Origin of the sequence: Propionispora sp. 2/2-37, from assembly GCF_001298735.1 — a bacterium.
Taxonomy (GTDB): Bacteria; Bacillota; Negativicutes; order Propionisporales; family Propionisporaceae; genus Propionispora.
In genome coordinates, this window is the sequence record NZ_CYSP01000011.1 from 65,650 (window position 1) to 91,818 (window position 26,169).

At 47.3% G+C, this 26,169-nt stretch carries 26 protein-coding genes and 1 riboswitch; of the genes, 6 read left to right on the forward strand and 20 right to left on the reverse strand.

The annotated features are described in order from the left end of the window. Positions 1-4 precede the first annotated feature (4 nt). Positions 5-442 (reverse strand): YwiB family protein, encoded by a 438-nt coding sequence (locus tag P22_RS12795; RefSeq protein WP_054260639.1) that lies wholly within the window; start codon positions 440-442, stop codon positions 5-7. A 197-nt stretch (positions 443-639) separates the two neighbouring features. Then, positions 640-1,671: a SpoIID/LytB domain-containing protein gene (locus P22_RS12800; protein WP_054260640.1), complete on the reverse strand. Its 1,032-nt coding sequence runs from the start codon at positions 1,669-1,671 to the stop codon at positions 640-642. A 275-nt stretch (positions 1,672-1,946) separates the two neighbouring features. Between P22_RS12800 and P22_RS12805 the strand changes: the two genes are divergently transcribed. After that, positions 1,947-2,486, forward strand: a complete 540-nt coding sequence (locus P22_RS12805) for a hypothetical protein (protein ID WP_054260641.1) — start codon at positions 1,947-1,949, stop codon at positions 2,484-2,486. 215 nt (positions 2,487-2,701) lie between these two features. Here the strand turns inward: P22_RS12805 and P22_RS12810 are convergent, their stop codons facing one another. Continuing rightward, positions 2,702-2,959, reverse strand: a complete 258-nt coding sequence (locus P22_RS12810; protein ID WP_054260642.1) for a hypothetical protein — start codon at positions 2,957-2,959, stop codon at positions 2,702-2,704. Positions 2,960-3,116: 157 nt separating this feature from the next. On the opposite strand from P22_RS12810, the gene P22_RS12815 reads away from it, so the two are divergent. After that, entirely contained in the window at positions 3,117-3,491 is a 375-nt protein-coding gene (locus P22_RS12815; protein WP_054260643.1) for a helix-turn-helix domain-containing protein, read from the forward strand. A 159-nt stretch (positions 3,492-3,650) separates the two neighbouring features. Here the strand turns inward: P22_RS12815 and P22_RS12820 are convergent, their stop codons facing one another. From P22_RS12820 to fsa, 5 genes are all read right to left on the reverse strand, one after another. Then, entirely contained in the window at positions 3,651-4,106 is a 456-nt protein-coding gene (locus P22_RS12820) for a hypothetical protein (protein ID WP_054260644.1), read from the reverse strand. A gap of 280 nt (positions 4,107-4,386) precedes the next feature. Then, complete coding sequence (locus P22_RS12825) at positions 4,387-4,749, reverse strand: VOC family protein (protein WP_054260645.1); 363 nt, start codon at positions 4,747-4,749, stop codon at positions 4,387-4,389. 26 nt (positions 4,750-4,775) lie between these two features. Beyond that, positions 4,776-5,510 (reverse strand): MBL fold metallo-hydrolase, encoded by a 735-nt coding sequence (locus P22_RS12830; protein WP_054260646.1) that lies wholly within the window; start codon positions 5,508-5,510, stop codon positions 4,776-4,778. Between the two features lie 204 nt (positions 5,511-5,714). Next, positions 5,715-6,167, reverse strand: a complete 453-nt coding sequence (locus tag P22_RS12835) for an RpiB/LacA/LacB family sugar-phosphate isomerase (protein ID WP_054260647.1) — start codon at positions 6,165-6,167, stop codon at positions 5,715-5,717. A gap of 244 nt (positions 6,168-6,411) precedes the next feature. Further along, on the reverse strand, positions 6,412-7,056 hold the full coding sequence (gene fsa, locus P22_RS12840) for a fructose-6-phosphate aldolase (protein ID WP_054260648.1): 645 nt from the start codon (positions 7,054-7,056) through the stop codon (positions 6,412-6,414). Between the two features lie 369 nt (positions 7,057-7,425). On the opposite strand from fsa, the gene P22_RS12845 reads away from it, so the two are divergent. Continuing rightward, positions 7,426-8,190 carry a DeoR/GlpR family DNA-binding transcription regulator gene (locus P22_RS12845; protein ID WP_054260649.1) on the forward strand — a complete coding sequence of 255 codons (765 nt, stop codon included), beginning with the start codon at positions 7,426-7,428 and terminating at the stop codon, positions 8,188-8,190. Positions 8,191-8,249: 59 nt separating this feature from the next. On the opposite strand, the gene P22_RS21395 is transcribed toward P22_RS12845, so the two are convergent. The 6 genes from P22_RS21395 to pgm all read right to left on the reverse strand — a co-directional run bounded on the left by P22_RS21395 (position 8,250) and on the right by pgm (position 15,713). Next, a complete protein-coding gene (locus tag P22_RS21395) occupies positions 8,250-8,375 on the reverse strand; it encodes a hypothetical protein (protein ID WP_255351803.1) in 126 nt (41 codons plus the stop codon). Positions 8,376-8,377: 2 nt separating this feature from the next. Then, positions 8,378-9,484: a GerAB/ArcD/ProY family transporter gene (locus tag P22_RS12850; RefSeq protein ID WP_054260650.1), complete on the reverse strand. Its 1,107-nt coding sequence runs from the start codon at positions 9,482-9,484 to the stop codon at positions 8,378-8,380. 17 nt (positions 9,485-9,501) lie between these two features. After that, positions 9,502-10,746: a Ger(x)C family spore germination protein gene (locus P22_RS12855; protein WP_054260651.1), complete on the reverse strand. Its 1,245-nt coding sequence runs from the start codon at positions 10,744-10,746 to the stop codon at positions 9,502-9,504. 36 nt (positions 10,747-10,782) lie between these two features. After that, positions 10,783-12,462: a spore germination protein gene (locus tag P22_RS12860; RefSeq protein ID WP_216598077.1), complete on the reverse strand. Its 1,680-nt coding sequence runs from the start codon at positions 12,460-12,462 to the stop codon at positions 10,783-10,785. A 177-nt stretch (positions 12,463-12,639) separates the two neighbouring features. Beyond that, the gene (locus P22_RS12865) at positions 12,640-13,935 is read right to left on the reverse strand and encodes a hemolysin family protein (RefSeq protein ID WP_082378490.1); all 1,296 of its coding nucleotides are present in this window, start codon (positions 13,933-13,935) and stop codon (positions 12,640-12,642) included. A 125-nt stretch (positions 13,936-14,060) separates the two neighbouring features. Then, on the reverse strand, positions 14,061-15,713 hold the full coding sequence (pgm, locus tag P22_RS12870; RefSeq protein WP_054260653.1) for a phosphoglucomutase (alpha-D-glucose-1,6-bisphosphate-dependent): 1,653 nt from the start codon (positions 15,711-15,713) through the stop codon (positions 14,061-14,063). A 301-nt stretch (positions 15,714-16,014) separates the two neighbouring features. Here pgm and P22_RS12875 point away from each other — a divergent pair, with 301 nt between their 5' ends. Continuing rightward, positions 16,015-16,530, forward strand: coding sequence for a hypothetical protein (locus P22_RS12875; RefSeq protein ID WP_054260654.1), 516 nt, complete (start codon positions 16,015-16,017; stop codon positions 16,528-16,530). 56 nt (positions 16,531-16,586) lie between these two features. On the opposite strand, the gene P22_RS12880 is transcribed toward P22_RS12875, so the two are convergent. The 5 genes from P22_RS12880 to P22_RS12900 all read right to left on the reverse strand — a co-directional run bounded on the left by P22_RS12880 (position 16,587) and on the right by P22_RS12900 (position 22,321). Continuing rightward, positions 16,587-17,015, reverse strand: a complete 429-nt coding sequence (locus P22_RS12880) for a cysteine hydrolase family protein (protein ID WP_054260655.1) — start codon at positions 17,013-17,015, stop codon at positions 16,587-16,589. A gap of 129 nt (positions 17,016-17,144) precedes the next feature. Continuing rightward, positions 17,145-17,810, reverse strand: coding sequence for a TMEM165/GDT1 family protein (locus P22_RS12885; RefSeq protein WP_054260656.1), 666 nt, complete (start codon positions 17,808-17,810; stop codon positions 17,145-17,147). A gap of 234 nt (positions 17,811-18,044) precedes the next feature. Then, positions 18,045-19,472, reverse strand: coding sequence for an amino acid permease (locus tag P22_RS12890; protein WP_054260657.1), 1,428 nt, complete (start codon positions 19,470-19,472; stop codon positions 18,045-18,047). A 103-nt stretch (positions 19,473-19,575) separates the two neighbouring features. Continuing rightward, positions 19,576-19,756: riboswitch (Lysine riboswitch) on the reverse strand. Between the two features lie 99 nt (positions 19,757-19,855). Beyond that, a complete protein-coding gene (locus P22_RS12895) occupies positions 19,856-21,226 on the reverse strand; it encodes an amino acid permease (protein ID WP_373432677.1) in 1,371 nt (456 codons plus the stop codon). A gap of 42 nt (positions 21,227-21,268) precedes the next feature. Further along, on the reverse strand, positions 21,269-22,321 hold the full coding sequence (locus P22_RS12900) for a GNAT family N-acetyltransferase (protein ID WP_054260658.1): 1,053 nt from the start codon (positions 22,319-22,321) through the stop codon (positions 21,269-21,271). A gap of 175 nt (positions 22,322-22,496) precedes the next feature. Between P22_RS12900 and P22_RS12905 the strand changes: the two genes are divergently transcribed. Then, positions 22,497-23,090: a peptidylprolyl isomerase gene (locus P22_RS12905; protein WP_054260659.1), complete on the forward strand. Its 594-nt coding sequence runs from the start codon at positions 22,497-22,499 to the stop codon at positions 23,088-23,090. Between the two features lie 174 nt (positions 23,091-23,264). Continuing rightward, positions 23,265-24,179, forward strand: coding sequence for a DMT family transporter (locus P22_RS12910; RefSeq protein WP_054260660.1), 915 nt, complete (start codon positions 23,265-23,267; stop codon positions 24,177-24,179). 90 nt (positions 24,180-24,269) lie between these two features. On the opposite strand, the gene P22_RS12915 is transcribed toward P22_RS12910, so the two are convergent. Beyond that, positions 24,270-26,168 carry an ABC-F family ATP-binding cassette domain-containing protein gene (locus tag P22_RS12915; protein WP_054260661.1) on the reverse strand — a complete coding sequence of 633 codons (1,899 nt, stop codon included), beginning with the start codon at positions 26,166-26,168 and terminating at the stop codon, positions 24,270-24,272. Position 26,169 lies beyond the last annotated feature (1 nt).

Sequence of the window (26,169 nt, forward strand, 5' to 3'; positions counted from 1 at the left end):
GGTTTTAATCCTCCCGTATCATAATCCCCAGTGTATTGGTACTTTGCCACTGACCATCCAGCTCCAAATCATATTCAATATATACGGCACCCAGGGTACCGTTTTCTGAAACGGTTATCTCCAAACGGCTGGTCAGCGCAGCCATAGGTATGCTGCCAAAGGGTGTAATATACGTGCCGTATGTTTTCTCTCCCAGCCGGAACTCCTGTTTTTGCTCGATTTTCCCCATCCTCAGCAGTACAACATGGCTGTTATATATTTTTAGGGCGGTGTTCGTGCCCTCCATGCCGGAAATTTCGCTTTCATCATATAAAAGGTAATCCGTGCCGTTTTTGCGGGAATACTTCCCCACTGTCACCAGTTCAATCCGCGTCTCTTCGCCCGCCGCATCACGCTGAACGCCGGTGACCGCTATGACCACCTTATTGATTTGTTTCGTCATGCCCTACCTCTGTCCCATTTCTGTATGTACGGATCTACACTCTGCTGATAAACATGAATATATTATAGCGCAATCTCAGCGGCTTGCCAATTTTGTTCGCAAAATAAAAAATACTGTCTCAGCGAGGGGAAGGCTGTAAAAAAAAGCCAAAACACCGCAGTTCCCGATGAACTGTGGCGCTTCAGCTCTGCCCACCCTTAGTGCCATAATTGCTGGACTTCGGCACCGACATAATAGTATCTGACAATCTCCTTGGCTTTCCAGCCCTGCAGCGCATAGGTATACGCTCCCCACTGACAAAGGCCCACTCCATTGCCCCAGCCGCTGCCCTGAAAGATAAAATCTTTGCCGTCATACTCCATAGAATGAATCAAGGTGGATTTTAATCTGTCAAACCCCACCTGTTTGCGAAAATCCGAGCCATACATTTTTTTATCTTTTGCCCCAATCCATAAGATACGTCCGGAGGCTCCCTTTTCCAAGATATGAATGTCCGCCGGATTTCCCTCATAACCGATAACGCTGGCCACTTCCTCCGCCGGAATTCTGACCGACCAGGTTTGTTGAGCCAGCGGTGCGTGCCAGAAACAATTATCCTTTATTGGCTGAAAATACGGAGTGTCAACCGGTATTTCCTCCGGAAAGCTCTCCTCCCTGGTGGCCGCTATTTGACCATTACAGGCACTATAGATGGCATATGGCAAATGTCCGGCATACATGAGTACCTGCCCCCTGGTGATTCGTACCGCCTGCCGCACCGTATCGTTGACCTTATCCCGCGCATAAGCCTGCAGCTCTTCCTTGCTGGTACTGACATCGACGTTATGCAGTTTTTTGATGGTACCTGCTTCCATAGCACTCAGTGTCAACGTACGGGAAGTAATTGCCTGCGCCGCCAATGCCTCCAGCGGCCAGTCATTATGCATCTCCTGGGCAATGACGCCTTCCAGATAAGTTTCCAGCGGCATGCTTTCCACTATTTTTTTATCGGCCATCCACACCCGAACAACCGGTTCCTGCCTATACTTATCGACAGGAAAACGAAAAGTCCCCGGAACAATGACCGACATCATGGTGCGCACCGGCGGAGCAAATTGATGGGCCGTCGGCGACGGGCGCTCCGCAAGCGGTTTAGCTGCCGGGGGATTCATTTTCCAATACAAGCCGGCCGCTACCGAAACGGCCAGCAAAGCAAAGACTGCCGTATAGAAATTCTTTTTATTTGTCATATCCCCCACCTCAGGCTTAGTATGATCACCTGTTTCACACTTCATTCGCTTTCCAACCGAACCGGCACAGCTATTCCGCTTCACTCCTCCGCTGTCATATTTTTGTCATAGTTTTACGCTATTCTATACCCATCAACCGGTCGGCACAGCATCGGTTTGTTATAGCAATCATCAGCCTAATTTCTTGGCCAATAATCTGATGCATAGCCGGCCGTTTACATATAGTCTTCTACATATGTAAACGCTGTAATAGAATAAACAGGAGGGAAATGTATATGAAAAAGAAAATCTGTACTTTTTTAGCCGCCGGTACCATGTTGATGGCTACTTCGGCTTTCGCTGCACCGTTAACTGATTTACAGGAAGGGGAAACCACTTTGGGTTATACCCATTACAATCTGAGCGGCGGCTGGAGCGATGTAAAAGATGACAGCTTTTATTTAGAAAGCGCGGTGGCACCGAAACTGATTTTAGGCCTTGAAAATAATAGCGCCTTCCCGGTAAACGGCGAATCTGCCACCGATATCTATGCCCAGTATAAACTTGACCCCAATGTCCGTTTAATTGCCGGCAACCGCAGCTATGAAGACGGGCCTAATAAATTTTTCTACGGCGTTGGCGCCACAGTAAACATGGCCCCGAAACTGGACGGCTACTTATCGGTTACCAACAGCAGTATTGCCACTGAATGGCAAACTGGCGTAAACTATAAACTAAACAAGCAAACGGCCCTAACTTTGGGCTACAAATCCTATAAGGAAGACCATGCTTCAACCATTGACGGAGTAGGGTTCGGAGCAAACTATACCTTCTAACATACCAATGATAAAGAAGAAGCCGGCGGCAAAAAATGCCGCCGGCTTCTCTTATCGCTTTTGGTTCCGATTTTTGTTATCCGCCGGTTATTATGGGAATACCTCATTGCTGCCAGCATAATGCTCTTTCCATCTTGAGAGGCAGAAGGTCCGACGTCCTTTATTGGCAGCCTTCTGCCTCTCTGACTAAAAATAACTGCTAGTAAGCAAGCATACTAACCCAAATGACTATCTAGCACGGCAAACTGCCGGTTGTTATGCAGTCCGTACCGATCGGCAATACTATACTTTAACTTACGCAAAGAATATTCCAGCTGCAACAGTTCCTGAAAAGAATCAACAAATAGATTCCACTCCTCCGATGTAAAGTTCTTGCGTGCCGGCTTATTGCTGCTCAATTTGTACATTTGCTGTACGGATTCCTCTGCCTGCCGGATATGCTGTATGGTAGAATACATCCTCTCCGTTAACATGTCAAATACCTCCCGCTATTAGTAATACTTTTTCGACTTTTATCTGTATTTTATCAGGTAGTTTTTTACAAGTCAATAACTGATAGTTAACTAATTTTACTAAAGGTTAACAGGCTTCTCTTTCCGTTGTGTGTAATTTTAAGCAGTAGGTGATAACATGCAATTTGGCGAAATAATACGAACCGCACGCGAAAAGAAAGTTCTAAGTCAGGAAGACGCTGCAAAGATGATCGAAAGAAACTACGCTATTCGTATGTCCGCATCCTATTTAAGCATGATCGAAAACGGAGCCAGAACCAATATTACCGTTAATGTCTTAAAAGCGCTGCTGGATTTTTATAAATTGCCTTTTTCCGCCGCCACCGGCCTGTTAAGCTACCCAACAACCGGACAGCACCGGGTTGCAGAAACCGCACCTCCTTACCACTCTCAGCCGCCGATAGACAATAGCCGTCTGGAAAAGTTGCCGGCCGAGGCCAGGCGGATGATTGATGAGTTTATTAGTTTCATACTGCTTAAATATGAAAAATAAAACAAACTTCTACATTTTCTTACCTGGGTTTCCATCCGTTTTGGAAAAACAGCTATTGAAACGTAAAATCTCCTAAGACAAAATGTTCTTGTCTTAGGAGATTTGTTTTTTTACCCAAGAAATCCCACATTATTTCTTCAGTAAAAAAATTTTTCTGCCTCAGGCACCCAGCCCCTGCTTGAGAAGGTTGTAATCCCGTAACACCTTATCGCCAGTCTCCGCGTCAATTTTCGCTATAGCCAGGATGTAGGAAAGCGGGTTACCCCCAAAATCAATATGCTGTCCTAACAAAGCCACCTCCAGGGAATAGCGCAGAATATTGACCGCACAGTTGTCGTCATGGTTGTCCATACAGTTCTTACAGGACAAATTAATCGCCGCCAAAGCCATGATCACATTATCAATATCATAGGTTTTAGTATCCCGTAACGGGGCCATAGTCATTCCGTTAGGAATAGACAATGTTTTTTTCGTAGTGGCATATTCCGCAATCAGCTTGGCAAAACCAATCAGGCATTGCCTGCCGGCACAGCTTTCACAGTGGGTAACACTGCAGCAGCAGTCGGCCACTGCATGTTTAACAAAATGCATATCAATGGGTTCACCTATCTGCATTGCATCGTTCACTCCTTACTGTTAATTTGATACTCCACAAAATATCCAGTTATATTGCTCACCTGGCCGGAACTTCCAGGTTACGGCAGGAAACTCTCCCCTTAGTACCGTTACACTTTTTTAACCCGGTTAAACAAAAAAGCCCAATGCTAACGCATTGAGCTTCGATGCTTAATTCAATTATATCATAAAAAACTTTTATACCAATAAAAAATTATTGCCTCATCGCTATTCTCACAACATCCGATCGCAGCAGCTTCGCGGACCATCGGTCACGGGATCAGCGTTGCGGGAGAATTTCCAGCCAGTATCCGTCCGGATCGGCAATAAAATAGATGCCCATATGTTTATTTTCATAGCAAATACAGCCCATCGATTTGTGCAGTTCATAGGCCTGGTCAAAATTATCGGCTGTAAAAGCCAAGTGGAATTCATTGTCCCCTAGATGGTAAGGCTCCTTTCTGTTTTTCAACCAGGTAAGTTCCAATTTGTGCGGTGTCCTTCCGTCACCAAGAAAGACCAGTGTAAAGTCCGGATTGTCAATACGGCGGGTTTCTTCCAATTGCAGGGCCTGCTTATAAAAATCCAGACTTTTATCCAAATCCAACACATTCAAATTGTTATGTGCAAATACAAAACTCATGCTTATTCCTCCCTATACCGTTAAGGTTATTCCTTGTTTTGCCGGCCGCTTTGCCACAGGCTTTGCAGGTAGCCCTGAATATCTCCCTGCAAAATCACGCCATGGCCGGTACAAAAAAACTCCGGCTCAAAATCAAGCAGCCTGCTTAACCCCTTCATAAAGCGCTCAAACTCTTCGCCGCCCCGGGCAGCCTGCCCGGCCACATATTGGCTGGCTCCCCGGCGGCTGACTTCGCTATTGGAAATCAGCCTGCCTTCCGGCAAGGGTTCCCCAAAGAAGCAGAAAAAATCCCCCATATAAAGAATTTTGCTTTCCCGGTCAAAAAAAACCACGGAACCCGGCGTATGAGTATTGACATGAACAATGTCGATCTCCGGTAAATCAGCCAGCTGCCGCATTCTGTGTTCTGCCGTTCCGGGAGAAAACGGGGTAAAATTCGCAGCAAGAGCGGGTTCAAGCAAAGCTAAGTCCTTACTATGGATAAATTTCCGGGCTTTGGAAAACATTTCACTCCCGGCCGCATGGTCCCAGTGCCCGTGGGTAAGGAGCAAATAGCCCACTGCTGCCGGATCAACTCCGATTTTGACAAGCGCCTCCAGCATGATGCTGCGGTATTCCCTGGCACCGGCATCAATAAGAATGACTTTTTCTCCCCGTTTTATCACATAGATATTGGCATAAGACGGCACCCCCCAGGAATGGGCGTCATCAACAACGACGGCATATGTCCCTTCAGTCAGTTGAGACAGTATGTAGTTCATCCGGCCCTCCTCCGACAAACCGTATTTTTTAAAAACACTATTACTTCATTTATATACCATCCGTTTCGGGTTGTCAATAAACTGTCCAGCACCCCATTCCTCCCAATAAAACATCCCCTGAGTCATTGCAGTGGGTTCCGGTTTTAAATGGAACCTACTGCAATGACTCAGGGGATGTGGTTATACCTCAGCTATATAAAATGATTATTTTTTATATTTGGTATCCAGATCGGCAACCAATTGAATTTTCGGCGAAGAAGGACCGGGAGTAAAGACGGACTCCAGCCAGGTGGTGGTTATTTTTTTAGCCAATTCCGGCCCGATAACCCGGGCACCCATGGTCAGGATTTGAGCATTGTTGCTCTTGATTGCCCTTTCGGCAGAAAAAGTATCATGACACAAAGCGGCGCATACGCCCGGAACCTTGTTGGCAACAATGCACATGCCGATACCGGTGCCGCATACCAGAATCCCCCGGTCATAGCCTTGTTCTTTAACAGCCAGCGCCACTCTTTCCCCGATTACCGGGTAATGGGTAGCATCCTCCGGTGAGTCGATACCCACGTCCGTAATTTCATGTCCCAGCTCCGTAACATGTTTAATCAAGATTTTTTTTAATTCAAATGCCGCATTATCACTACCAATAGCAATTTTCATTTTCTTCACCTCTAATTTCATATTTTTATTGCTAACTGCGAAAACTGTACTAAACCAAATTTACGGCAGCCCTGCTCCTCCGTACCGCTCTCCTTTTTTGTCTATCAAAAGCTGATTCTCGGTAAATACCGGAATTCCCTTGGTGTCTACCGTAGAGTATTATATCCGAAAAACGCCGGAACACTCTAAAAGGAACCTGTAACCCCCGGAATTTTTTACAAACGGGCTGCCTGCGAAAAACCTTTTATTTCGGTACGCTTTCCCAGTCTTTCAGGAATTTTTCAATGCCGGCGGTTGTCAGCGGATGTTTCACCATTTCGGCAATTACCTTATAAGGAACGGTCGCAATATGCGCGCCGCGTCTTGCGGCCTGAATCACATGAATCTGGGTTCTGACGCTGGCAGCAATAATTTCGGTCGGAATATCATGAATAGCAAAGATATCGGCAATTTCTCCAATAAGCCGCATCCCTTCGTCACCGATATCATCCAGCCGTCCCAGGAACGGACTTACATAGGTGGCACCCGCCCGGGCGGCCAGAAGAGCCTGTGCTGCCGAAAAAATCAAAGTCACATTGGTTTTAATATTGTTAGCGGAAAGTATTTTGACAGCTTTCAGTCCTTCCGCCGTCATCGGAATTTTAATAACAATATTTTTATGAATTTTTACTAGTTCTTTTGCTTCTTTAACCATTTGATCCGCTTCAAGCCCAATAACTTCCGCACTGATGGGACCGTCAACGATGGATACGATTTCCTTAATGACTTCTTCAAACACTTTTCCTTCTTTGGCAATCAGAGACGGATTTGTCGTTACACCGCAGATAACGCCCATATCATTGGCCTTGCGAATATCTTCCACATTCGCTGTGTCGATGAATAGTTTCATAGCAGCACACCTCTCTACTCTTTGTTTTCCAAAAATACACGCCGTAAACAGCTTCTTCATGGGGTGGAGAGCCGTTCATTTCATGTATCTTTCTTAATCAAATAGTAACACCGAACTATTTTTTTGTAAAAATTCAATAATCTTTAATATTGTTTGTTTAAGTTATATTGCCGTTTATTATCGTTTATTTTCTTTTTAATTCTCATATTTTTGCTTTTATTATTTTTTTCATTATTTTTTATCATGTTTTCATATATTATTCAAAACGTTATTTTCATATTATCATTTTTTTGTTACAATTTATTTTAGGACTATTTTTTCATTTGCTAAAATGCTAAAATTGAGACATCTTAGAAAGTAGGGATACCTATGCTTCCTCTGGAAAGAAGAACAAAAATTTTAGATGTTTTATATAAACAAAAAAAAATCACCACAAACGAACTGGAAAAATTACTCGGAGTATCCGCCTGCACCATCCGCAATGATTTGCGCAAACTGGAAGAAGACGGCTTAGTGGAACGTTCCCATGGCGGTGCTGTTATTCCCCAAAGCATTCAGCAAAATTTCAGTTTTTCCAAACGCCAGTTAATCAATAAACAGGAGAAAGATATCATCTGCCAAAAAGCCCTGGATTTTATCCATAATGGCAGCACCATCATCATTGATGCCAGTTCCACTTGTTTAACACTGGCAAAATATCTGCGGGACTTTGAGCGGCTTATGGTGGTAACCAACGGAATCTATACAGCAATCGAACTCAAAGACAACCCCAATATCAACGTCATTTTAACCGGAGGCATCGTCCGCCCGAAATCCGGCTCCCTGGAAGGGCTGCTGGCCAAAAACCTGATTAACCAAATCAACGCCGACATCATCTTTGTTTCCGCTCAGGGCTTCACTCTGGAAGAAGGCCTGACCGATTTTAATTTGCATGAATGCGAACTTAAAAAGCTGATGATGTCCAAAGCAAAGAAAGTGGTCGCTCTGTTAGATTACCTAAAGATTGACCGGAACTCGACTGCCAGTTTTGCCCGGTCCAACCAGGTGGATGTCATTATTACCGATGCCAAGGCTCCGGCACACTGTCTGGAGAAATACCGGCAAGCCGGTATTGAGGTTATCGTTTGTGAATAGCGCTTATGCTATCAGAATAAAGGAAGCTGCTACCGTCTTTATGCCGGCGGCAGCTTCCTTTATTTCTTCTGCCGCATCCAGGTTACCACTGAAAGCATGATCGCCAGAACAACCATAAATAACGGCATCTCCCAGGGATATTCTTTCATAATATGCGACTGCCAGGGGAATAGATATTTATCCATGTTTACCTCATCTCCCTCTTTCCTTTTGTCAGCTTCTGCCTGCACCAGGCTACCACAAACAGGATAGTTGGTAATACATAAAAGAGCGGCACCCATAAATTATAAGGCAGGACCTTAAGACCGGTATCAATATGGTCTAAGACACTGGAGGCCATTTTTAATCCCAGGTACAGCACAATCAGGGTAACAGGCAAAATAAAAATACGGCTGTTTTTGACCCGGGTGAGCTTCTGCATTCCATAAATGGCACCAAAAAGATGAATGGAAAGCTTAAAAAAAGTCGTTGTCAAAAAGTACATCACTCCCAGAGCATCCAGATTCTGAATAAAATCAGCCACATTAATTTGCTGGATCAATACATACAGCGGATAGATACTGCGGGTAAAAGTCGCCTCTCCCAGCACACTGATCGCCACGGCATCCAGAAGGGCAATAAAAAAACCCACCAGGATGGTCGCCGCCAACGTTGTTTTCACAATCTTTCCTGATTCTTTGACCAACGGCCAGATCATGGCCAGACCGATGGTTTCCCCAAAGGTCTGCGTCACGCCGAGAGGCCAGACGGTACTCCATATTTTCTCCCACCCCTGCCCGGCAATCGGTTGCAGGCTCTCAATTTGCACGATTTCCGAACCAATGATTAATACAATTTCGATAATCACCGTTATAAAAAGTATGGGCAGCCAAACCTCCCCCAGCCGTCCCAGGGTTTCGATACCGCAGAACAGGACATAAGCAATTAACATCATAAAAATCCCTAAAATAACCACATGGGGAGTTGCCGGCAAAATGGTTGTCGGTATCAAATCCCGCAAATCCCCGAGACCACGGCCGGCATCGTAAATCAACAGCAAGGGGTACAGCCAGGCTATCGGCGTGCCTAGCCACCGCCCGAATTGCCGCGGATACCATTCCACCAGCGTTAATCCCGGATGCAGCTTCATGAGAGCCAGATATAAAGAAATCCCCATTATCCCCAGTGCAGTGGAGAGCAAGACGGAAATCCACGCATCGCGTCCGGCAGATGCGGAAAACCCAAAAATAATAGTTGTACCGATTTGAAATAACACAGTGATAGCAAACAACTGATAACTCGATATTCTCTCCATATGGACCTCTTATGGTATTATTTATCTTCCTGGCGTACTAATGAGTTTGTGACAAAGCCGACCCTCGGTATCCAGACCTTACTGGCCACCTGTATATCAAGACCGGGATAGTATTCAGGCCAGCTCTCCTTGTATTGGTTTCTCCATTCTGCAGGATACTTACGATAAACGGCATTTCCAAAGCCTACCACGTCGCATTGCAACTGTTTTTGTGTTTTTTCTAAGGCAATTGCAATTTTTTCATTGATATCATCTGCCAACAATTTTTCAATATAATAAATGGATTTGGGATCGCTTAAATCTATTTTGGACGAACTCTCATAAATAACGACTTGTGCTTCAATAGACACAGCTATGCTTAATTTGCCATCATGAATGTCAGGCTGCAGCTTCGTCCTGGCGCCGCGCACACGGGCGGCAATTTTCCCTCCCCCCTTGTCCTCCGGGATATCCACCGTAATCCCACCGGCCCCTTCTTTTATCTCACCGCGCAGCCACAATATGCCCCGTGTTTCGGCATCACTGATCCAGCCGGCTAGGACGTCTTTACGAAATACAGCCGCGCCTCTGACGGAGCTAAACGACTTCTCTTCTTTCGGTTTCTCCCTCGCGGCATTGTCGTCATGTTTCGCAAGCAGCGGAAGCATGACAATCTGGCCTGCAATGGGGTTTATTCCTTCCTCGGTAAGCATGCGAATAAAGTCTTTTAGATCGGTCCGGATCCCTACCCCCTCTTCCCCTTCTTCCCTGATCAGTTCCGACACTGTCTGTTCGATCCCCGGATCACTCTCCAGCACTTCATCAATATTGTTTGTCGAAAATAAAATGTGCGCTCTCAGATTTGACTGCCGGTACCGCGAAAAAAAGTCCAGCACATCTGCAACGCCATCTTTGGCCAGCCGTTCGCCGATGACAATGAGCCGCACATGCGAAAACATAATCTCACGCGAGGACTTCCCCTGCAGCTTGCGAAAAGCATCAACAATGCCTTCACCACATTCGGAAATCAGAATGGTCGGGGCTGTATCCTCGCCTCCGCCGTTGCCACCCCCGCCGCTGCCACCTCCTCCGTTTCCACCACTACTGCCGGCTAACCTCTTAGGAGTAGGGATAAGCAGCGAAAGGCAAATTTCACCTTTTTCCGTTTTATCAATCCCCACAGCCGTAACAATCGCCAGATCATTGATTTCCATCCGGTCCCAGCAGCCGGACAACATCACCGTATTCATCATTACCAGTAAGAAAATTCCGATTGTTTTCACCGCATTCGCATCTCCTATTCAGCCTGAAAAAACGGACTATCGGGGAGGCCGGGGCCGCAACGCAGCGTCCATACGCCGGTCGCCTTCAGAACCCGCAAAATCCGGACGGGTAATCATCGCCCACCAGGGGACACGAATAAATACATCTTTAAGCGCTCTCCACTCCAGAGGAGCCACCGGCGACAAATAGGGCACGCCAAAGGACCGCAAACTGGCCATATGAATCAAAATGGCTAAAAACCCTGCAAACACTCCATACAATCCCAACGTCCCCGCCAAAATCATCAGCAGAAAACGCAGCACACGAATAGCTAACGCCTGATTAAAGCGTGGAATGATAAAGGAGGCAATACCCGTTATCGATACCGTAATGACCATGGGCGCCGACACAATACCGGCCTGTATGGCAGCCTGCCCGATGACCAGCGCTCCTACTATGCTCACTGTCTGCCCGATTGGACGCGGCAACCGGACACCGGCCTCCCGCAAGCCTTCAAAGAAAATTTCCATGATCATGGCCTCAACAAAAGCAGGAAAAGGAATGTTTTCCCGGGAAGCCGCCATGGAGAATAATAACGTAGTGGGAATCATCCCCTGATGAAAAGTCGATACGGCTATATATAAGGCCGGAAGCAGTAAAGCAATAAATAAAAAGACAAACCGAATCAGCCGGATAAACGTCATGACCGTCGAACGTTCATAATAATCATCAGGCGCCTGCATCATTTGAAAAAAAGTTTGTGGTGCAATCAAGGCAAACGGAGTATTGTCAACCAGTATCCCAATTTGACCTTCCAGCAAGCTGCTCGCCAGCTTATCCGGCCGTTCAGTATAAGCAAACTGAGGAAAAATCGAAGCCGGATCATCTTCAATCAGTTCTTCAATGTTACCGCTCTCCAGGATTGCATCAACCTCAATCCTGCCGATTCTTCTACGGACTTCTTCCACCAGGGCATCGTCCGGGATACCGGCAAGGTAGACAATCACAACATTGGTCTGCGAGAGGCGGCCAACCTGGAGCAATTCCATTTTTAAGTCGGAAGTTTTCAGTCTTCTGCGAATCATGCTGGTATTGGTTCTTAGATTTTCCGTAAACCCTTCGCGCGGCCCCCGGATTACAGGATCGACCTGCGGTTCTTCCACGCTGCGCCTGTCCCAGGACCGCAGGCTGGCAAACAGCACCTGCTCCATACCGTCGAGAAAAATGGCCACATCACCCGACAGGATTCTGTCCACGGCTTCGCCCAGCATGGTTCCGGCGCTGAGCTGCGCCGAAGTGATAACCCGGTTTTGCAAAATCTCTTTCAGGTCACGGTTCTGCAGCATTTCTTCCGGCTTTACATCTTTGCCGTATTGAATGAGCGGCCGTAAAACATCGGTATTGATTAATCTTTTGTCGGTAAGCCCGTCTACAAAAATAAGCAATCCCGGCGTATTTCCCACCTGAAAACTGCGGTAAACCAAATCAGACGATTTATCTAAAACATGCTTTAAAAATAATTCGTTATCCCGCAGATTGCCCGATATGCTGTACCGGTTCAGGATGCTCTGCCGCAATGTAAGCAGCACGCTTTCCATGGTATCCGCGGCCCGCGAACTGTCTTTGATCACTTTTTGCAAAGTATTGAGGGCCCGCAGGGTCCGGGGGCGGGAAGCACAAGGCAGTGATTCCGATAATTTTTTCAGCGTTTTATACCGAACCGTTTTTTTGCCCACTCCCACCCTTCCTTCCCTGTAAGAATCTATCCGCATATATAGTATTGATAATTTTTCATTTTCTATGTTTGTATCCGGAATAATGATCGCCTCTGTCTTCCGACAGGCCAGACAAACAAAAACAGCCTGGAATTGCTGCACACAGGCAGGCAATATCCAGACTGTCATTTTTCTTAATCAGACGGCTTTATTCTCTTCCGGCACGATATCGTCAACTTCCAGTTTACGGATTACAATCCGGGTAATCCGCATATGATCCACTTCTTCAATGACGAACTGATACCCTTCATGTTCTATCAGCTGGCCGGTCTGCGGCGGCATTTCAACCTGGGAATATACCCAGCCGCCAATGGTATCGACATCGTCGGATTCCAGTTTAATATCCAGCGTATGATTCAGCTCTTCCAGCAGCAGACGGCCGTCAACCGAATAGCTGCCTTCCCCGCAAAATTCAATCGCCGAACGTTCTTCGTCAAATTCATCCTGGATTTCCCCGACGATTTCCTCCAAAATGTCCTCGACAGTAACCAGGCCGGCCGTTCCACCGTATTCATCCACAACAATGGCTATCTGTGAGCGGTTTTTCTGCAGCAGCCTCAACAATTCGCTAATCGGCATAAATTCCGGAATGGCAGTAATCTCCCGCACCATGGAGCGGATTTCCGGCTTATTGCCCTGGGCTACTGCCGCCAGTAAGTCTTTAATATGCACAAAACCAATAATATTGTCTTTATCCGGATCACAGACCGGATAGCGGGTAAGCTGCTCCTGTAAAGCCTTGCCCAGATTTTCATCAAAAGTATCCTGCGCATACAGACAGATCATATCCGTACGCGGAATCATCACTTCCCGGGCATTTCTTTCAGCAAATTCAAAAATATTATCCACAAAAGTAAGTTCCGTTTTATTAATATAACCCTGTTTATGACTTTCTTCCATTAGAATGCGGATTTCTTCTTCAGTATGGGCAGCCTCCTGTTCGTTGGCCAATTCAATACCAAGGACCCGCAAAGCCATATTGGCAATCGTATTTAAAATCCAAATGAACGGATACATCAACCGGTAAAAACCAATCAAGGGAAGTGAAGTCCACAAAGCAACGCCTTCCGCCTTCTGTATCGCCAGCGATTTAGGCGCCAGTTCCCCTAAAATGATATGCAGAGCGGTAATGAAGGAAAAAGCCAGCGCAAAAGACACCGTATGAATGACCTGTGTAGAAAAACCAAGCCCGGCCATAACAGGTTCCAAAAGTGTAGCCACCGCCGGCTCACCTATCCAGCCCAGGCCCAGCGAAGCCAGCGTGATTCCTAGTTGGCAGGCCGACAAATAGGCATCCAGATGCTCAATTAAATTTTTGGCAAACTTAGCCCTTGTATTACCTGCCTGTAGTAAAGTTTCAATCCGCGATCCTCTCACCTTCACCATGGCGAATTCAGCCGCCACAAAAAAACCATTTAACAAAACCAGAACCATTACTAAAAATAAATTTAAAATAATAGACGCAGGGTCCAATAAATCCCTAGCTCTCTGTCAACCAGGTTATCTGTTTATTACCTGGACACGAGAGTAGGTTCACCTCCTTCATTGTCTTCCATCAGCTATACTCCGGCCGCTGTAAAGGTATCACTGATTATCTGCCTGGCTTCCTTTTGAATGTCCTGCAGATGGGACCTCCCCTTAAAGCTTTCGGCATAAATTTTATATACTTCCTCGGTTCCTGAAGGGCGAGCGGCAAACCAGCCATTTTCAGTACATACCTTCAGCCCGCCGATAGGGGCCTGATTACCGGAAGCTCTGGTAATTTTAGCGGTAATAAGCTCACCGGCAAGAACATCGGCTTTCACCTGCTCCGGCGACAGTTTACTCAGCACCGTCTTTTGTGCGGTATTGGCCACGGCATCAATCCGTTCATAAACCGGATCGCCAAATTCACCGGTAAGCGTACGATAATATTCTCCGGGATCTTTCCCGGTTTTAGCCATGATTTCGGCGGCCAGCAGGCAGAGAATTATCCCGTCCTTATCGGTGGTCCATACGGTACCGTCTTTGCGCAGGAAGGAAGCTCCGGCGCTTTCTTCTCCCCCGAAACCAAAGGAACCGTCGGCCAGCCCGTCAACAAACCATTTAAAACCGACCGGCACTTCTGCCAGCGTCCGCCCCAGCGAACGGGCAATCCGGTCAATCATGGAGGAACTGACTAAGGTTTTGCCGACTGCAGCATCACGGCGCCAGCCGCTGCGGTGCTGAAACAAATAAGAAATGGCGACCGCCAGATAGTGGTTAGGATTTAACAGCCCGGCGCTGCGGCTGACAATACCGTGCCGGTCAAAGTCCGGATCATTGCCAAAAGCAAGGTCATAGCTGTCCTTAAGTTCAATCAGCCCGGCCATGGCAAAAGGCGAGGAACAATCCATGCGTATTTTGCCGTCACTGTCGACATGCATGAATTGAAAAGTCGGATCCGGATGGCCGTTAATGACATCAATAGTAAGCCCGTACCGGTCGGCTATCGGCAGCCAGTAACCCAGTCCGGCACCGCCAAGCACATCGGCACCCATTTTCAGTCCAGCCGACCGGATGGCCTCCATGTCCAGAATGGTATCTAAATCCTCCACGTAGGGTGTGATAAAATCATGCTCATGAATGCAGGCACACCGCAAAGCCCGTTCATAAGGGATGCGCTTTACCTCTTTATTGCCGTGTTTTAAGAAACCATTGGCTTTATCGGCGATCTGCTGCGTTATGCCGGTGTCAGCCGGGCCGCCGTTGGGAGGATTATATTTAAAACCGCCATTATCCGGAGGATTATGGGACGGTGTAATGACTATGCCATCGGCAAAACCAGTTTTCCGTCCCCGGTTATACGTCAAAATGGCGTGGGAGATTCCCGGAGTGGGTGTGTAATTATGGTCTTTGGCGATCATGGTTTCCACTTCGTTTGCCGCCAGCACTTCCACTGCGGAAATAAACGCCGGTTCCGACAAAGCGTGTGTATCAAAACCGATAAACAGCGGTCCCGTTATGCCCTGTTCCTGCCGATAGCAGCAAATAGCCTGGGTAATTGCATAAATATGATCTTCGTTAAAGGTACCTTTAAAAGAACTGCCACGATGCCCCGAGGTGCCAAATGATACCTTCTGTGCCGGATCACCAGCCTGGGGATGAATAACATAATAAGAACTGATCAAGCGGGGAATATTGGTTAATATACTTTTAGGTGCTTTTTTACCTGCTAATTCATGAACAGACATTGCTTACACACCTCCATGTAAATTAGGGATATATTCCTGTTTTGACCGCTCCGGTAGTTGTAGCGTTCAAAACCAAATCTTAGTTTACCTCCAGATTTTTACCTGAAAATATTTCAGAAAAAAATCTACTGCCGCCGACAAAACAAATAACCGGCCACAGCTCCATTGCCGATTACGGAAAGGCCCTGATTTTTTTCATTCTTTTTCCTGTCCGGATTTTTCCCTTGCCGATTGTTATCGGCGAAAATATCATATATGATTATAGTATCCGAATTTTTATACCAACTGCAAGGAGAAACTTATGAGACTTCATTGGAAATCCTTCACTGCCGGTTCCCTGATGATGTTCGTTTTATTCTACGGGCTGTTTTTATACCCCGGTCATTTCCCCGGACAGTCAACAGCCGGGTTACCGCCGGCGACGGAACAATCCGCCAACGCGAACGGGCCGGATATCCCCAACGCGGTAACGGTTATTCCCCTGCCGTCATTACGGATTCTCAGCGGCAACCATGTCGCCTTTGAAGGAACAGCTGCCTTTACCCAGTCCCTGAACGGACGCTTCGCTAAAAACCTCAGCATCATTGCATTCGAAGCCGACGGTGAACATGCCGATAAATCCATGATTAAAATTGTCTGGGAAAATGGTGAAACCGACATGATTCCTCCCGGAAGCAAAAATAAAACCTTCGCACCGGAAAGAAGAGCAATCAGTATTACCGTCGTTGGCTACAGCATGCACGAAAGAAGGATTTTTAAAGATTCTTCCCGTCCGGGAACCCTGACCTGGGAAATTCACTATGAACCGGTAGAATAACACCGGTTATGGAGAAAACACCTGCTCCGCCGCGCAGGTGTTTTTTGTCTGAAAAGTCATGGTATGGCCTTCTCAACAGTTGCCCCCAGTGCCCGGGCAAAATGCCGCAAAGCCCAGGCATGCCCCGCCGGATCAAAGCTGGCAACCGCATCGGCATGAACAACTATGTTAAAACCAAGGTTATAGGCATCTACCGCCGTATGCAGCACACAAATATCGGTGCAGACACCGGTCAAATGGACTTCCTGGATACCCCGTTCCCGCAACCGCAATGCCAGGTCGTTGCCGGCAAACGAAGAATAACGGCTCTTGTCAATAAAGTGAAAAAGCCCTGCCTGCTCCTCTATTTTATCATTACCGGTCAACTCGTCCACCGTTTTTTTCACCGGCCCGTAAAGCCGCCGTCCCGCTTCACCACAGGTTAAAGCACCGTCCGGGGCAACAAAATCGTACGTATAATCAATGACCAGCAATGCTTTATTCATCCGGACGTCCTCCCTGCAATGAATTGAAGCGTTGTTCCTAGTAAAACCAGAAACTGATTTTCAATCAAATATAGATAGATATAAATATTTTACCATTTACAGGAAAAATCGTCAATAGCTCTCCTGCCCCTACTTTTCCATTGTCGGGTCGGGCGGCCCGTTGCGCATACGGGACAGCAGACAGACCGCCGCCGTCAGCATAATCAGCGCCCCTACGATTATCGGTGCGGTTAATAACTTACCCGGCAACGACTGATACAAACCGAAAAGGCCAAAACAGATAAAACTAACCGCTGCAAACCACTGTACCGCCCGCTCCGGTATGTGTTTTCCCATAACAATGCCAACAATAATACCAAAACCGTCAGCGACCATCATACCCATGGTTGTTCCCAGCCATACCGGTAAGGCATGATCAAATTGCGCCGCCAAAGTGACAGTGGCCAACTGGGTCTTGTCTCCCATTTCCGCAATAAAAAACGCGGTCGCCACCGTCCAGAACGGACCGTACTTCGTTGCTTTATCCTCGCCGTCAAGTTCGTCGCCACGAATTGTCCACAGCCCGAAAAGAACAAAGGCGGCTGCGGCTGCAATCCGCACATAGTTCATGGGAATGAACTGGGTAATATAAGTACCGGCCATCACTGCCAGCCAATGATTCAAAACGGTAGCAGCCAACACACCCCACATAACCGTTTGCCAGCGGTAACGTGTGGCAAACGCCATGGCTAACAATTGTGTCTTATCACCCATCTCTGCCAGAATGACAAACACCAGCGAAGTTAAAAAAGCCATGTAAAATCCCCCTTTAAGCATAGTGTAACAAAAAAGCGAGACCCCTAGCATAGCAAAAAAAACCATGCTAAAGGTCTCGCTAATTGACATGATATCAATAAACAGAACCAGACGGCTGCTCACCATCAGTATGTTGACTCTGTTTCCCGAGCTACTCCCCTTTAAAAAACTGCGGTATCATTTCATAAGTGTAACCTATATTCCTGCAATCGTCAATCCGTTTGCTGCCACGGATTATGAATTGGATACCTCCGGACGGCATTCGCTTTTGACTTTATGCTTTAGGAACAATTCATAATAACCATAAATGGCAAACAGTAGTGGAATGCCGGTATATAATACAATACGCTGGGATTCATCAAAATACAGGCTGAAAATAACCACCAGATTCAGCCCCAGGGCCAGCAGTGGAACGATCGGATAAAACGGGGTGCAAAATACCAGTTCCTGCAGTGAACCGCCGGCTTGCAAAAACCTTTGCCGGAAATTCATCTGACACCAGGCAATAATTACCCAAATTAAACAGCCGGTCAGCCCGGTGCTGGACATCAGCCATAAATAGACCGTATCGGCTGCATATTCACTGGTCAGCAGCGATAAACAGGCCAGAATCAGGGTAGCCACTACCCCGTAAAACGGTACTCCGTTACCATTTACGGTAGCAAGGAAACGGGGAGCCATCCCTTCCTTGGCCATCGACCATAACATGCGGGAACAGGCGTATAGGGCCGAGTTACCGGCAGATAACGCGGAGGTTAGTACGACAAAACTCATAATATCCTGAGCAACCGGGATCCCAATCCGCCCAAAAACCTGGGCAAAGGGACTTTCCAGCACACCTGCCTCCTGCCAGGGGATGGTAGCGGACAAAACTGCTATAGCTAAAATATAAAAAATAACAATACGAAAAGTAATGCCCCGTATTACCCGTGGCACATGTTTTCCCGGCTCCTTACATTCCCCCGCTGCAATGCCTACCAGTTCAGCCCCCTGGAAGGAATAGGCCACAGCGATCATCGTCAAAAACACCGTCGAAAAACCATGGGGGAAAATACCGCTTCCGGTAGAAAAATTACTGAATCCGATAGCGCCCTCATGTCCGGTGAAACCAAACATGAGGCCGGCGCCGGCAATGATGAAAGAAACAATGGCCACTACCTTGATTCCGGCAAACCAAAACTCGGCCTCGCCATAGGCTTTAACCGAAATCACATTCAGCAGGGCCAGCATGGTGGCAAAAATGCCGCACCAAATCCAAACGGGAACCTGCGGAAACCAGTTATGCATAATAATTCCGGCGGCGGTAAAATCGGCCGCAATGCACACCGCCCAGTTGATCCAGTACAGCCAGCCGGTGGTAAAACCGGCCCCCGGTGAAATAAATTGGGTAGCATAACTCTGAAACGAACCGGATACCGGCATAGCTACCGAAAGCTCAGCCAGGCACAATAAGACCATATACATAATAAAGCCGCCCACCATATAAGCCAAAATGGCACCGGCCGGCCCGGCCTGACTGATCGTTTGGCCGGAACCTAAAAATAACCCGGTACCAATGGTCCCGCCAATGGAAATCATCATTAAATGTCGGGATTTCATATCCCTTCTTAGTTCCGGTTTTACCGGACAGATTGCTTCCAGCACACTGACCTGCTTGTCCATAAAGAACCTCCTCAATATAACTGTCTCTCTTCCCGGGCAAAAAAAAAATGGCCGTGAACACTCTCACAACCACAGCATACCTTGTCATACTGGCAAGATCCCTGCGTGAGATAGCGCTTCATTCAAAAATGGGATAATTGAATGACAGTGTTGTATTTCTTCAATACAACCCCAGCAGAATCTTCCGGCTAAAACATCCTGCTTCGGCGAACATTCCCTTCCCTGCAGCTTCAGCCGGCCGGCTCACTGCAGATACTCATAATATTCGCTCCTCTATACATCACCATATTCATTTACTTTATTATTATACTTGATAACATGTTTTTTTAGAAGAGACTTATCATAATTTTGTTCGTTTTTTCAATACAATTTTCTATCCGCGCTTACCCCCTGCGCTTTTTTACTTGATACCCGACATACAGGCATACCAGCCAGACCGGAGCAATGTAAAGAGAGTAGCGCATGTCGGGAATGAAGGCCATGATTCCCAGAATGGACAACAAAAACAGCAAACTAATGTAGGAAGACACCGGATGCCAGGGCATCCTGAACGCTAATTTTTGTTGTCCCTGCGCCTTCCTTTGGCGGAATTTCAACTGCACAATCAGTATCATGGCCCAGTTTATAATAATGGAAATCGTTGCCAATGCCATTAGATATAAAAATACTTTTTCCGGATTCAGATAACTTAACAGGACTGCGATCAAGGTAAACCCGGTTGAGGTCAATATCGCGGCAACCGGAATCCCGGAAGAATTCAATCGGGCAAATATACGGGGGGCATTACCCTGAACCGCCAAACCGTACAGCATCCTGCCGTTACTGTACAAGGCACTGTTATAGGCCGACAGCGCAGCAGTCAGAACCACGGCATTTAATACATTCGCCGCCGACGGAATACCTACATGGGTAAAAATCTGTACAAAAGGACTGCCTGTCAGGCCGATCTGATTCCAGGGGAATATCGCCAGTATAACCGTTAACGCCCCCACATAAAAAAGCAAAATCCTCCATACCACCTGATTGATGGCCTGCGGAATGGATTTCTGCGGATTTTCCGCTTCTCCGGCCGTTATCCCGATTAACTCCACGCCGCCAAAAGAAAACATGACCATGACTAAAGACAGAATCACGCCTTGCAGTCCATGGGGAAAAAATCCACCATGCTGCCATAAATTACTGAATCCGATCGGCTGACCCCCATTGCCAACGCCAAAAACGATAATCAGAAAACCAAAAATAATCATGCCAATAATAGCCAGTACCTTAATAATCGCAAACCAAAACTCCAACTCACCGTAGGCCTTGACGTGAAATAGATTGATCATGGTTACCAGAATCAGACAAGCCAGGGCGGAAATCCATATGGGAATGTCGGGCAGCCAAAAGTTAATATATGTTCCGACAACAGAAAGCTCCGCCATGCTGACAACAATATAATTGAACCAGTAGTTCCATCCTCCCATGAATCCGGGCAAATCTCCCCAGTATTGATAGGCATAATGACTGAAAGAGCCTGATACCGGATTATCGACCGACATCTCACCCAATGCCCGCATAATAAAAAAAATAACTGCACCGCCGACCAAATAGGCTAACAGAACGGCTGGTCCCGCTGTTTTTACGACTGAAGCGGAGCCGTAGAATAACCCGGTCCCGATGGCACCGCCTAAAGCGATCATTTGGATATGGCGATTCTTAAGCCCCCTCTGGATATGCTGCTCATTCGAAGTTTGGTTTTCCATTTGCCCCATCACGTACCCTTCATGTAAAGTCCAAGCGATTTTACATTATACCTAACTATCGTTGCGATGTAAAGTAAAGCGCTGTTTTGACGGAACCGGTCTGCCCAACCCCTTGCCATTCCTAAAATTTTCCATAATCATAGGGCGCAGCATGACATAATACGTATCCTGGCGCACAAACCCCATTCGTTCCAATGCCTGCTGTTTATCAATCATATCATCGTATACGGTGGTGTACGCTGTTCCTTGACCGTATTTTGCCTGCAAAATGGTCAGTACCTGCCCCAGCAGTTCCCCGCGCAGCTTCTCGTAAGCCGGATGGAGCATCATGCTGATAAAATGAGTATGGCTTTTTTCGTAACTTCGTATATCCAGCGAAGCAACCGTCCGGTCATCACGTATCAGCACATATTCTCTTTTGGTATTGTGCATCAGCCGGTTTTTTATCCACTCCAGATTGCGTATAAACAAGCTGGGGTTAAATTCGCGGTAACAGCGCCGGATAAAGCGCTGCAGCCGGCGTGAAATACTGGCCCGGTACAGTCCGAAAAGCTGCGGGCGGTCACTTGGCTGCAAAACACGAAATCCGTCAAGAGCTTCTACCGGCCGATCAGCGCCGGTGTTGGGGAACTGTATGCTGTAATGAATGACCTGAGCCTGACTGGAAAATCCCAGCCGCCTGTAAAGGCGGTAGGCGGGATTATCGGTACGTACTTCCAGGACAACATCATGGCCTTGTTGATCTGCCGCTTCGGCTAAAAACTTCTGCAATACCTGACTTCCGATCCCCTGTCCACGGTAGTGTTTGCTTATGGTAAAATAATCCAGGTGGATTTGCCGGTGATTGAGATAGGAAATTTGCAAAAATCCGGCAATATGACCTCTGACCCGAATAATGTAGATAGTAAAAAAGTTTTTTATCCAAGGCGAAACCTGACGTAAAGGCAGCAAAAGAAAATAGAACTGATGCAGCCGGTGAATGCGCTGCCGAATGATGCTACTGTCCAGTTCACCACCGAACTCCCGGGTGAACATATCCTCCAATATTTTTAAATCAGCATAACGTACCTGCTTGATAGTGATTTCTGCCTGCGTAAACAGCATATTGTAATCACCGCCTATTTTTGCTGATAGTATGTGCCACAACCGGAGAACTAACAAAGTAAAATTGTGGCATCACGCTAAAATCCGGACATAACTTGACAACTCTTCTGCCAGAATTTATGCTAAAGAATAGCACGGCTGCCATGCAATCTACCATGATCCAAAGGAGACCAACATGAACAAAAAAGTAATGATGTTATGCTGTACGGGACTATTGCTTCTGCTTTTGGCCGGAACAGGCTGCTCACTGGCCAGCCAGCCTTCCGAATCCCCGGAACCGGCAAAGCAGGAACAACCGGTTGTGAAAAACCGCATTGCCGTATTTGAAACTTCCAAAGGTTCTTTCAAGGTCGAGCTGTTTGACGATAAAGCTCCCAAAACAGCTGAAAATTTCGCTTCCTTAGCTAACAGGGGATTTTTTAACGGCCTGATTTTTCACCGGGTCATTGATGGCTTTATGATCCAGGGCGGGGACCCGAAAGGCAATGGAACCGGTGGACCGGGTTATACTATCCCCGACGAATTTCATCCCGACCTGAAGCACAATGCCGCAGGCATTCTTTCCATGGCCAATCGCGGACCGAATACCGGTGGTTCCCAGTTTTTTATTACCCTGGAACCGACGCCCTGGCTGGATAACAAACACGCCATCTTCGGTAAGGTCATTGAGGGGCTGGATGTGGTAAAAACCATTGGTAATGTGAAAACGGGCGCAAACGATAAACCACTGGAAGATGTTGTCATCCAGAAAATTACGTTGGAGAATTAATCGGAAAGCCTGGCCTCAAGCGTCGGAAAATAAAGAAAACTCATTTGCAGGCAGGGTTTCAACCCCATCTGAAAATGTAGTCCCTGGATAAAAAGATTGAAGTACATAAGCTACTTATATATAATAATGATATTGTATATAAGTAGTTTTTATTTTACATAAGGAGTCCTTATTATGAAATCAACAGCCAACCTGGTACTATTATTGACCGCCGCTATCTGGGGGTTCGCCTTCGTTGCCCAGCAGGCAGGGATGGAACATATCGGTCCGTTTACCTATAACGGCATCCGTTTCGCCCTGGGCAGCGTTTCCCTGATTCCCCTGATGCTTTATTTCCGTAAGCGCAAAAAAGAATCAGCCGGGGCGCCCTACCCGGCACAATCCGCTGTCCGGATCGGTGTCCTTGCCGGCTGCATTTTATTTTTCGGCGCTTCCTTCCAGCAAATCGGGCTGTTGTATACAACCGCCGGCAAAGCGGCTTTTATTACCGGTTTATACACCGTGTTTGTACCCATTGCCGGTATCTTTCTCAAACAGAGGACCAATGTAGTCACCTGGCTGAGCTGCATGCTGGCGGTTAGCGGATTGTTTTTTCTATGTGTTAAGGAAAATTTCACCATGTCTCCCGGTGATTTGCTGGAATTAACCGGCTCTTTTTTCTGGACAGCCCACATCATCCTGATCGACCGTTACTCCGCTAAGCTGGATACCCTGAAGCTTGCCGGGGTCCAATTTGCCACCTGTTCGGGCTTGAGCCTGTTAACCGCTATATCTTTAGAAACCATTACCTGGAACGGGGTTTTACTGGCCGGAATTCCCATTCTCTACGGCGGCCTGCTTTCCGTTGGCATTGCGTATACGCTGCAAATCATCGGACAAAAGTATGCGGAACCGGCTCATGCCTCCATTATTCTTAGTATGGAAACGGTGTTTGCCACTATCGGCGGTTATTTTTTCCTTCAGGAAGTTCTCGGAACCAGAGAGCTGTGGGGCTGTGCCCTGATGTTGAGCGGCATGCTGCTTTCCCAGCTTAGAAATTTGACTTCTTCCGGAAAATCTCCGGTTTCCCAGCCCAAAGAAAGCTGTTAGTCAGCATTTTTTTAGTCCGTAAGGGGCAAACTGCCTAAGCAAAAAGTTCTTCCCTCCCTGTGATCTCCTTCCTTTGAACTGACTTATCCTTCATTGCTGCTTGATGGCTTCCACCAGTTCGTTTAAGTAAGTCCAGCGTTCCAGCAATTCCTCCAGACGGCTTGCCAGTTGCTGCTGCCGGACCGTTAATTCCTGCAGTGTGCTGAAATCGCTGCCCGCTGCCGCTATGCCTGCTTCAACCGCTTTTAGTTCAGCCTCCACCCCGGCAATGACATCCTCAATTTCATCGTACTCCCGCTGTTCTTTAAACGAAAGTTTGCGCTTTTTTTCTTTTGGTTTCGGAATGGCTGCCGGATTGGATATCTTGGCGGCTGACGGTGTCAAATCACTCTCTGTCTCCGGTCCGGCCTGCTCCTGATAATCGGAATAACCGCCGTTGTACAGCTTAATTTGTCCCTGTCCTTCAAAGGCAAAAATCTTGTCCACCACCCGGTCCAAAAAATACCGGTCATGTGATACGGTGATGACCGCACCGGGAAAATTATCCAGATAATCTTCTAAAACACTTAAGGTCTGAATATCCAGATCGTTCGTAGGCTCGTCCAGTAACAGCACATTGGGCGCCGCCATCAACACCCGCAGCAAATACAGCCGCCGCCTTTCGCCGCCGGACAATTTGGCAATCGGCACCCACTGCAGGGCAGTCGGAAATAAAAACCGCTCCAGCATCTGACTCGCCGTAATCGTGCCGCCGTCTCCGGTGGCCACTACGTGCCCGGCTTCTTTGATATAATCAATAACCCGGATGCTTTCGTCCATATCCCTGCTCTCCTGTGAAAAATAACCGATGGAAACGGTTTGCCCGGTTATAATTTGCCCGGAATCCGGCGCAAGTTTCCCGGCAATCAGGTTTAGCAGCGTCGATTTGCCCCGTCCGTTAAGTCCGATAATCCCTACCCGGTCCCGCTGTAATACAATATAATTAAAATCCCGGATGAAGCAAGTCCCCTGAAAGCTTTTATAAATATGCTCAAGTTCGATGGTTTTACGTCCCAGCCTGCTGGAGACAGCCGTCATCTCTAGTTTTCCTTCCGGAAAATCCTTCTTCTCCCGGCTCAATTCTTCAAAACGGTCGATGCGGGCCTTCTGTTTGGTGCTGCGCGCCCGGGCACCACGCCTAATCCAGGCCAGTTCCCTGCGCAGCAGGTTTTGCCGTTTACGTTCACCGGCCTCCGCCAACTCTTCCCGTTCGGCTTTTTTCTCCAGAAAAACACTATAATTACCGGTGTAAGTATATAACCTTCCCTGGTCCAGCTCGATAATGCGATTGGCTACCCGGTCAAGAAAATACCGGTCGTGAGTAACCATTAACAAGGCTCCCTTACGCTTCTGCAGATATTCTTCCAGCCAGGCTACGGTAGCATTGTCGATATGATTGGTCGGTTCGTCAAGAATCAGCATATCTGCCGGTGTAATCAGCGCACTGGCCAAAGCGATGCGTTTTTTTTGTCCGCCGGACAGGGTACCGACCGGTGCTGAAAAATCCGTAATGCCCAGCCGGGTCAAGACTGCTTTGGCCTCGCTTTCCAACTGCCAGGCATCCAGACTGTCCAGCTGCTGGCTCAGGGCAATCAGGCGCTGTTCTCCCCCGGCCTGTCCCTGCTTTTGAGCGGCAAGTGCCGCCTCATATTCTCTCAATACTTTCATAAGCGGCGAATGTCCTTTGAAGACCTGTTCCAGCACGGTTGCCGCTGCCGTAAAGGTCGGATTCTGCGGCAGATATTCCACCCGTATGCTGCTGCCTTTTACAAGCCGTCCGCCGTCTGCCGTTACCAGTCCGGCCATGATTTTTAAAAAAGTTGATTTTCCCGTTCCGTTCACACCAATCAGGCCGATTTTATCGCCTGTTTCAATACCTAAAGTAATATCCCGGAACAATATCCGCTCACCATAACTTTTGCTAAGTTCCTCTATTGATATGATATGCATA

Bases quoted from the DNA above. Each gene is read 5' to 3' on its own strand.
- P22_RS12880 (WP_054260655.1), bottom strand. From the start codon at position 17,015: ATGAATAAAGCATTGCTGGTCATTGATTATACGTACGATTTTGTTGCC.
- P22_RS12810 (WP_054260642.1), bottom strand. From the start codon at position 2,959: ATGTTAACGGAGAGGATGTATTCTACCATACAGCATATCCGGCAGGCA.
- P22_RS12865 (WP_082378490.1), bottom strand. From the start codon at position 13,935: ATGGTTCTGGTTTTGTTAAATGGTTTTTTTGTGGCGGCTGAATTCGCC.
- P22_RS12885 (WP_054260656.1), bottom strand. From the start codon at position 17,810: ATGGCTTTTTTAACTTCGCTGGTGTTTGTCATTCTGGCAGAGATGGGT.
- P22_RS12795 (WP_054260639.1), bottom strand. From the start codon at position 442: ATGACGAAACAAATCAATAAGGTGGTCATAGCGGTCACCGGCGTTCAG.
- P22_RS12900 (WP_054260658.1), bottom strand. From the start codon at position 22,321: ATGCTGTTTACGCAGGCAGAAATCACTATCAAGCAGGTACGTTATGCT.
- P22_RS12905 (WP_054260659.1), top strand. From the start codon at position 22,497: ATGAACAAAAAAGTAATGATGTTATGCTGTACGGGACTATTGCTTCTG.
- P22_RS12820 (WP_054260644.1), bottom strand. From the start codon at position 4,106: ATGCAGATAGGTGAACCCATTGATATGCATTTTGTTAAACATGCAGTG.
- P22_RS12845 (WP_054260649.1), top strand. From the start codon at position 7,426: ATGCTTCCTCTGGAAAGAAGAACAAAAATTTTAGATGTTTTATATAAA.
- fsa (WP_054260648.1), bottom strand. From the start codon at position 7,056: ATGAAACTATTCATCGACACAGCGAATGTGGAAGATATTCGCAAGGCC.
- P22_RS12890 (WP_054260657.1), bottom strand. From the start codon at position 19,472: ATGGACAAGCAGGTCAGTGTGCTGGAAGCAATCTGTCCGGTAAAACCG.
- P22_RS21395 (WP_255351803.1), bottom strand. From the start codon at position 8,375: ATGGATAAATATCTATTCCCCTGGCAGTCGCATATTATGAAAGAATAT.
- P22_RS12825 (WP_054260645.1), bottom strand. From the start codon at position 4,749: ATGAGTTTTGTATTTGCACATAACAATTTGAATGTGTTGGATTTGGAT.
- P22_RS12830 (WP_054260646.1), bottom strand. From the start codon at position 5,510: ATGAACTACATACTGTCTCAACTGACTGAAGGGACATATGCCGTCGTT.
- P22_RS12800 (WP_054260640.1), bottom strand. From the start codon at position 1,671: ATGACAAATAAAAAGAATTTCTATACGGCAGTCTTTGCTTTGCTGGCC.
- P22_RS12915 (WP_054260661.1), bottom strand. From the start codon at position 26,168: ATGCATATCATATCAATAGAGGAACTTAGCAAAAGTTATGGTGAGCGG.
- P22_RS12815 (WP_054260643.1), top strand. From the start codon at position 3,117: ATGCAATTTGGCGAAATAATACGAACCGCACGCGAAAAGAAAGTTCTA.
- P22_RS12910 (WP_054260660.1), top strand. From the start codon at position 23,265: ATGAAATCAACAGCCAACCTGGTACTATTATTGACCGCCGCTATCTGG.
- P22_RS12875 (WP_054260654.1), top strand. From the start codon at position 16,015: ATGAGACTTCATTGGAAATCCTTCACTGCCGGTTCCCTGATGATGTTC.
- P22_RS12835 (WP_054260647.1), bottom strand. From the start codon at position 6,167: ATGAAAATTGCTATTGGTAGTGATAATGCGGCATTTGAATTAAAAAAA.
- P22_RS12895 (WP_373432677.1), bottom strand. From the start codon at position 21,226: ATGGGGCAAATGGAAAACCAAACTTCGAATGAGCAGCATATCCAGAGG.
- P22_RS12850 (WP_054260650.1), bottom strand. From the start codon at position 9,484: ATGGAGAGAATATCGAGTTATCAGTTGTTTGCTATCACTGTGTTATTT.
- pgm (WP_054260653.1), bottom strand. From the start codon at position 15,713: ATGTCTGTTCATGAATTAGCAGGTAAAAAAGCACCTAAAAGTATATTA.
- P22_RS12805 (WP_054260641.1), top strand. From the start codon at position 1,947: ATGAAAAAGAAAATCTGTACTTTTTTAGCCGCCGGTACCATGTTGATG.